Annotated in this window: 2 protein-coding genes, 1 pseudogene and 1 riboswitch; of the genes and pseudogenes, 2 read left to right on the plus strand and 1 reads right to left on the minus strand. The window is 70.6% G+C overall.

Going from position 1 to position 8,059, the window contains the following annotated elements; genetic code table 11:
• Positions 1-801 (minus strand): annotated as a pseudogene (locus tag GA0115259_RS28990) (cobalamin biosynthesis protein CobG); the annotation flags it as partial.
• Between the two features lie 119 nt (positions 802-920).
• A riboswitch (cobalamin riboswitch) is annotated at positions 921-993 on the plus strand.
• Between the two features lie 53 nt (positions 994-1,046).
• On the opposite strand from GA0115259_RS28990, the gene cobN reads away from it, so the two are divergent.
• Together cobN and GA0115259_RS29000 are read left to right on the plus strand one after the other, a co-directional pair.
• Positions 1,047-4,925, plus strand: a complete 3,879-nt coding sequence (cobN, locus tag GA0115259_RS28995) for a cobaltochelatase subunit CobN (RefSeq protein ID WP_093602507.1) — start codon at positions 1,047-1,049, stop codon at positions 4,923-4,925.
• A 357-nt stretch (positions 4,926-5,282) separates the two neighbouring features.
• Positions 5,283-7,694: a M4 family metallopeptidase gene (locus GA0115259_RS29000; RefSeq protein ID WP_202450437.1), complete on the plus strand. Its 2,412-nt coding sequence runs from the start codon at positions 5,283-5,285 to the stop codon at positions 7,692-7,694.
• Positions 7,695-8,059 lie beyond the last annotated feature (365 nt).

Raw genomic sequence — 8,059 nt, forward strand, 5'->3', positions numbered from 1 at the left:
CCCCCGTCCCCGCCAGGCGCCCGAGCCGCCTGCCTGCGCCACCGTGAGAAACGTCTCCGCGGCGAGCAGGGCGGCCCTCGGTGCGTCGGCGGCGTTCACACGCAGACCTGACCGGTTCGCCCCGATACGTACGATCGCCGTGCCGTCCTGCCGTGCGAGCAACGTCACATCCGCGCCGAGGGCCGCCACATCGCCGCGGCCGTCGTCCAGTGCGAACAGGAAGCGGCCGGAGAGAGCGGTCGCCGCCTCACTCGCGCACAGGAGCTCGTCCAGTTCCCGTGCCCACAACTGCGGTTGCCCGACGCCACGTCCGTCCCCACGCACGTCCCCGCGCACGCCCCCACCCGCGTTCCCACCTCCGCTCCCGAATCCGTCGAGACCGGCCAGCGGTGAGGCGACGATGTTCCGTACCCGTTCATGCCGTTCGGAGGGCAGCAGACCGGCCTCGTGCAGCAGCTCCGCCAGTTCGGCGCCGCGGTCCGCATCCGCGCCCAGCCCTCGGAGCTGCACATTGCCCCGGGACGTGATGTCGAGATGTCCGTCGCCCAGCCGCTCCGCCGCGCTCGCCAGCGTCTTCGCCTGACGGCACGTCAGCAAACCGCCGGGCAGACGCAGTCGGGCCAGCCGCCCGTCGTCCGCCGCGTGCAGCCGCAGCGCACCCGGACAGGCGTCACCGCCCTCCCGGACGGGCGCCCGCACAAGATACGGAACGGAAGCCCGCGAGGGAGCTTTGTCGGCCCGCGAGGGAGCTTCGTCCCGGTTGGCGGGTGTTGGCGAGGTGGGCGGCATGGCGGCGAGCATACCCACGTACCCATGCCTCCCATCCTGGCCGCCCAGGCGCCCTCCCCGCCCGTGACCTGCTGCACCTACTATGCAGACGACGGGTCCGGTGCCCGTCAACGCCAGCGACGGCGTCAGGGGAGGAAGCCCGGTGAGAATCCGGCGCGGTCCCGCCACTGTGAGCCCGGCAGCAGCCGGGTGAGCCAGGAACTCCCGCCGTCCTCCCTACCGCCCGGGGCGCGGACCCCGAGGAAGGCAGACGCCGCATGATCCTGCTCCTGTCGACGTCCGACACCGATCTGCTCAGTGCCCGTGCGGCGGGCGGTCCGGTCCCGTACCGGTACGCCAACCCGGCCCGGCTCGCGCTCGGCGAACTGCCCGCGCTGCTGGAGGGCGTCGACCTCGTCGTCGTACGGCTCCTCGGCGGACTGCGCGCCTGGCAGGACGGGATCGACCTTCTTCTCGGCGACGGTACGGCCGCTCCGCGTCCTGACGCCGACGCGCGTCCTGACGCCGAGGCGCGTCCTGGCGCTGGTCTGCCGCGTATCACGAGCCGCCCGCCCGTCGTCGTCCTCACCGGCGAACAGGCTCCGGACGCCCAGTTGATGGAGGCGTCCACCGTCCCCATCGGTATCGCCGCCGAGGCGCACGCGTATCTCGCCCATGGCGGTCCCGCCAATCTGGAGCAGCTCGCGCGCTTCCTCTCCGACACCGTCCTGCTGACCGGCCACGGCTTCGAGCCGCCCGCCGCGGCGCCCACTTGGGGCCGGGCCGATCGCCGGGACGAACGCCTCGCTGTGGACAGCACAGCCAGCACAGCCAGCCCGTCCGCGCACCGGCCGCTCGTCGCCGTCCTCTACTACCGCGCACACCACCTCAGCGGCAACACCGCCTTCGTGGACGCCCTGTGCGACGCCATCGAGGACGCCGACGGCCGCGCCGCGCCCATCTACGTATCGTCCCTGCGCGCTCCCGAGCCCGAACTGCTGGAGGCGCTGAGCGGCGTCGACGCGATCGTCACCACCGTGCTCGCCGCCGGTGGCACGCGGCCCGCCGAGGCCTCGGCGGGCGGTGACGACGAGGCGTGGGACGCGGGCGCCCTGGCCGCGCTCGACGTACCGATTCTTCAGGCCCTGTGCCTCACCACCAGCCGCGCGACCTGGGAGTCCAGCGACGAGGGACTGTCGCCGCTGGACGCCGCGTCGCAGGTGGCGGTACCGGAGTTCGACGGCCGGCTCATCACCGTCCCGTTCTCGTTCAAGGAACTGGATCCCGACGGGCTGCCGGTGTACGTCGCCGATCCCGAGCGGGCCGCGCGGGTGGCCGGTGTCGCCGTACGCCACGCCCGGCTGCGCCACCGTCCGAACGCGGACAAGCGCATCGCGCTGGTGCTCTCCGCGTACCCGACCAAGCACTCCCGTATCGGCAACGCGGTCGGCCTGGACACGCCTGCCAGCGCCGTGGCCCTGCTGCGCCGACTGCGGGCCGAAGGGTACGACTTCGGTACGGATGAGCCCGTTCCCGGTCTGGAGTCGGGCGACGGCGACGAGCTGATCTACGCGCTCATCGAGGCCGGCGGCCATGACCAGGAGTGGCTCACCGAGGAGCAGCTCGCCCGTAACCCGGTCCGTGTCCCGGCCGCCGACTACCGCCGGTGGTACGGGCAACTCCCGTCCGCACTGCGGGAGTCCGTCGAGGAGCACTGGGGACCGCCGCCCGGCGAGATGTTCGTGGACCGCAGCCGCGTCGCCTCGGGTGGCGACCCGGACGGCGACATCGTCCTCGCCGCCCTCCGGCGCGGCAATCTGCTGATCCTCATCCAGCCGCCGCGCGGCTTCGGCGAGAACCCGATCGCGATCTACCACGATCCCGATCTGCCGCCCTCGCACCACTACTTGGCCGCGTACCGCTGGATCCGGGCCGACCGCGAGGACGGCGGCTTCGGCGCCGACGCCATGATCCATCTCGGCAAGCACGGCAATCTGGAGTGGCTGCCCGGCAAGAACGCCGGACTCTCCGCCGCCTGCGCTCCCGACGCCGCGCTGGGCGATCTGCCGCTGATCTATCCGTTCCTGGTCAACGATCCGGGCGAGGGTACGCAGGCCAAGCGGCGCGTACACGCCACGCTCGTGGACCATCTCGTACCGCCGATGGCGCGCGCCGAGTCGTACGGAGACATCGCGCGCCTGGAGCAGCTGCTTGACGAGTACGCGGCGATCTCCGCCATGGATCCGGCGAAGCTGCCCGCGATCCGCGCGCAGATCTGGACGCTGATCCAGGCCGCGAAGCTCGATCACGACCTCGGCCTCGAAGACCGGCCGGACGACGACGGCTTCGACGACTTCCTGCTCCATGTCGACGGCTGGCTGTGCGAGGTCAAGGACGCGCAGATCCGTGACGGACTGCATGTCCTGGGCGGCGCGCCGACCGGAGACGCGCGGGTCAATCTGGTCCTCGCCATCCTGCGCGCCCGCCAGATCTGGGGCGGTACGACCTCGCTCCCGGGGCTGCGCGAGGCGCTGGGCCTGGACGAGTCGGCCGCGACCCGTACCGACGCCGACGAGACGGAGCGGCGGGCCCGCGCGCTCGTCCGGGCGATGGAGGACGCGGGATGGGATCCGGCGGCTGTGGAGCGGGTGGTGGCCGACGGCCCGCCGGGTGACGCGGTCGGTCACGCGTCCGGTCCCAGTGACGCGGACGGCGACCCGGCCAGCAGCCCATCCGAGCAGGTGACCGGCGACCCGTCCGGTCCCGGTCACCCGTCCGGCGACCCGAAGCAGATCGCCGACATCCTCCGCTTCGCCGCCCGCGAGGTCGTGCCGCGGCTGGCCGGTACCGTCAACGAGATCGACCATGTGGTGCACGCGCTGAACGGCGGATTCGTACCGGCGGGCCCGTCCGGATCGCCACTGCGCGGACTGGTCAATGTGCTCCCGACCGGCCGTAACTTCTACTCCGTCGACCCGAAGGCCGTCCCGAGCCGGCTCGCCTGGGAGACCGGACAGGCCCTCGCCGACTCCCTCCTGGAGCGCTACCGCACCGACAACGGCGACTGGCCGACCTCGGTCGGGCTCTCGCTCTGGGGCACGAGCGCCATGCGCACATCCGGCGACGACATCGCCGAGGCCCTCGCCCTGCTGGGGATCAGGCCCGTCTGGGACGACGCCTCGCGCCGGGTCACCGGTCTGGAGCCGATCGCGCTGGACGAGCTGGGCCGGCCCCGTATCGATGTCACCCTCCGCATCAGCGGTTTCTTCCGTGACGCCTTTCCGCACGCGATCGGCCTGCTGGACGACGCCGTACGGCTGGCCGCGTCGCTGGACGAACCGGCCGAGGCCAACCACATCCGCGCCCACGCCCAGGCCGATCTGGCGGCGCACGGTGATGAACGCCGGGCCACCACCCGTATCTTCGGCTCCCGGCCCGGTACGTACGGCGCGGGCATCCTCCAGCTCATCGACAGCCGCGACTGGCGTACGGACGCCGATCTCGCCGAGGTCTACACGGTCTGGGGCGGCTACGCGTACGGCCGTGAGCTCGACGGCCGGCCCGCCCGCGCCGAGATGGAGACCGCGTACAAGCGCATCGCGGTGGCCGCGAAGAACACCGACACGCGCGAGCACGACATCGCGGACTCCGACGACTACTTCCAGTACCACGGCGGGATGGTCGCCACGGTCCGCGCGCTGAAGGGCACGGCGCCGGAGGCGTACATCGGCGACTCCACCCGCCCGGAGACCGTCCGTACGCGCACGCTGGTGGAGGAGACGTCGCGCGTCTTCCGCGCCCGTGTGGTCAATCCGCGCTGGATCGAGGCGATGCGCCGCCACGGCTACAAGGGCGCCTTCGAACTCGCCGCGACCGTCGACTATCTCTTCGGGTACGACGCGACGACGGGCGTGGTCGCCGACTGGATGTACGACAAGCTGACCGAGACCTATGTCCTGGACCCGGAGAACCGCGCGTTCCTCCAGGAGGCCAACCCCTGGGCCCTGCACGGCATCGCGGAACGTCTGCTGGAGGCGGAGTCCCGCGGCATGTGGGCGAAGCCGGATCCGGCGGTGCTGGCCGAACTCCGGAAGGTGTTCCTGGAGACGGAGGGCGAGCTGGAGGGCGGGGAGGACGGAGAGGACGAGGAGGGCTGACCGCCTTTCCTTCCTCTTCGTATCCATCTTCGGCCGGGCGTGTCTGCGGCCGGGCGCGGCCTGTCCGGGGTCTGGAATCCGGGGCTGGAATCCGGGGCCGCTCTGTTTTGGCCATGCGCATGACGGAAATGGCCAAAGCGGTCGGCGGTCCCGTGTTGCTGTCACGTAAAGGCGCACGTGACTCAGGCATAGGCGGTCGGCTGGTTTCGAGCGGGCGTGCGCCTTTGAGACATCGTTGTCTTGCGCTGCTGACAAAGACATCTTCCGCTGAAACGATCAACACACCGCGCGGTCGTCACATCCACATCGCATATCTCCCTGCCGTCATGAACAAGCCGGACAGAAGGAGCACCAGGAGTGACGAACACCTCACGTACCTCGCACAGTCCCGGTACCACCCGTAACTCCCTTACGGACACGGCCACTTCATCTCGCCGTCGGCGCGTGGCGACGGCCGCGGCCGTTTCCGTGGCCGCGCTCTTCGTATCGGTCCTTCCCGCCACGGGTGCCCTTGCCGGCCCGGTCGGTCCGGCCGGTGCGGACGGCATACCGCGGCAGGCCGTGGCCGAGCCCAGACCGGGCGCGAGAGCCGTCGAACTCACTCCCGGACAGCGGGAGAAGCTGCTCAGGGCCGCGGCCGACGCCGGGACCACCACCGCCCGCTCCCTGAAGCTGGGCGGAAAAGAGAAGCTGCTGCCGAAGGACGTCGTCAAGGACGCCGACGGCACCGTGCACACCCGTTACGAGCGGACGTACGCCGGACTTCCCGTCCTCGGCGGTGACTTGGTGGTCCACGAGCGCGCCACCGGGCGTACCACCGCCGGTACGGCCGCCACCGCCGCCACCGCTCCCGACGCTCCCGACGCTCCCGCCATCACGGTCACCTGGACGACGGACGGCGCGATATCCGTGCCGACCACCAAGGCCACCGTCCCGGCCGCGGCGGCGAAGAAGACGGCCCTGGCCACCGCCAGGACCGAGGGAACCGGCGAGGCCGTCCCGGACGGAGCGCCACGGCAGGTCATCTGGGCGAAGGGCGGCGTGTCCACCCTGGCCTGGGAATCCGTCGTCAACGGTGTACGGGAGGACGGCACGCCCAGCGAGCTGCACGTCGTGACCGACGCCGAGAGCGGCAAGAAGCTCCAGGAGTTCGACACGAAGCACGCCGGCGTGGGCCAGGGCCAGTTCAGCGGCAAGGTCCAGGTCGGCAGCGTCCGCAACGGCGACGTCTACGAACTGACCGAGACGCAGGGCGGCAACCACAAGACGTACGACCTGAACGGCGGCGGGTCCGGCACCGGAACGCTCTTCACCGACGCCGACGACATCTGGGGCGACGGGACGGTGGCCAACCGCCAGACCGCCGCCGTGGACGCCGCCTACGGTGCGCGGAAGACATTCGACTTCTACCACGACCAGTTCGGCCGCAACGGCATAGCCAACGACGGCAACGGCGGCTACTCCCGGGTCCACTACGGCAACGAATACGTCAATGCCTTCTGGGACGACGACTGCTTCTGCATGACCTACGGCGACGGCTTCGACAACGTCAACCCGCTGACCGCGCTCGATGTCGCCGCCCACGAGATGACGCACGGCGTCACCTCCACCACCGCCAACCTGTACTACTACAACGGCGAGTCCGGCGGTCTGAACGAGGGCACCAGCGACATCATGGCCGCCGCCGTCGAGTTCTTCGCCAACAACCCGAACGACGTTCCCGACTACGAGGTCGGCGAACTGATCGACATCAACGGCGACGGCACTCCGCTGCGCTACATGGACCAGCCCTCCAAGGACGGCATCTCCCAGGACTACTGGTCCACCGCTACCGAGGGACTCGATCCGCACTTCTCCTCGGGCGTGGCGAACCACTACTTCTATCTGCTCGCCGAGGGCAGCGGAAGCAAGACCATCAACGGCGCCGCCTACAACAGCCCCACGTACGACAACCTGCCGGTTCCCGGCCTCGGCCTGCACAACGCCTTCAACGTCTGGTACCGGGCGCTGACGCTCTACATGACCTCCACCACCGACTACGCGGGCGCCCGCGTCGCCACTCTCCAGGCCGCGGCCGACCTGTTCGGCAGGTCGAGCGAGGCGTACGAGACGGTCGGCAACACCTGGGCAGCCGTCAACGTCGGCGGACGCTTCGTCAACCACATCACGCTCAGCCAGCCCGCCGCTCAGGAGGCTGCCGTCGGCCAGCCGGCCACCCTCCAGATCGACGCGGCGACCAGCCAGGCGGGCGGCCTGACGTACACGGCCTCCGGACTGCCCGGCGGCCTGACGATCGACGCCACCACCGGTCTGATCTCCGGCAGCCCGACGGAGCCCGGCGACTTCACCGCCACCGTCACCGTGAAGACCTCCGGCGGCAACTCGACGACGGCGGCCTTCCCTTGGACCGTGATCCCTTCCGGCGGTGACTTCTTCGTCAATCCCGGCAATGTGAACATCCCCGACGCCGGCGACCCGGTCGAATCGCCTCTCGTCGTCACCGGCCACGACGGCAACGCGCCCAGCGACCTCCAGGTCACGGTCGACATCGTCCACACCTGGCGCGGCGACCTGGTGATCGACCTGGTCGGCTCCGACGGCACGGTCCGCCGCCTGAAGAACTACAACAGCGACAGCGCCGACGACGTACACGAGACCTACACCGTCGACGCCTCCACCATCCCGGCGAACGGCACCTGGAAACTCCGAGTCCAGGACGTCTACGCCTACGACACGGGCTACATCGACAGCTGGAAGCTCACCTTCTAACCCCTGCTCCTCCCCGCCGCGCCCACCACCAGGACGCGGCGGGGCCCCGCCCCGCACGCCCTCTGGACGGCGACGGAGTCGGCTGCGAATACTCCGCTCCGCACGAGAACCGCACAAAAACGCCCCCTCCAAGGGAGGGGGCGCACTGCTGCTCGACCACGCCGACACGCAGTCGGCGGCGGGATTCGTACCCGCGATCTGAGATCACCCCAGCCCGCCGCGACAGCGAACACCGCAAACGACACGCCGCACGCGTCCGACCGTTCCCGCCACTGCCAGGGCCCCTTCAGCGCCGGGCGCGTCAGGGCCAGACCAGGCAGTACGGCTGATGCCCCGCCTCGTGCAGGCGGTGGCTGAAGTCCTGC

The organism is Streptomyces sp. MnatMP-M17, from assembly GCF_900091995.1.
In the GTDB taxonomy this organism is placed as follows: Bacteria; Actinomycetota; Actinomycetes; order Streptomycetales; family Streptomycetaceae; genus Streptomyces.

What these genes read in the sequence shown, in the direction of transcription:
- cobN (WP_093602507.1), top strand. Translation starts at nt 1,047, where the DNA reads ATGATCCTGCTCCTGTCGACGTCCGACACCGATCTGCTCAGTGCCCGT.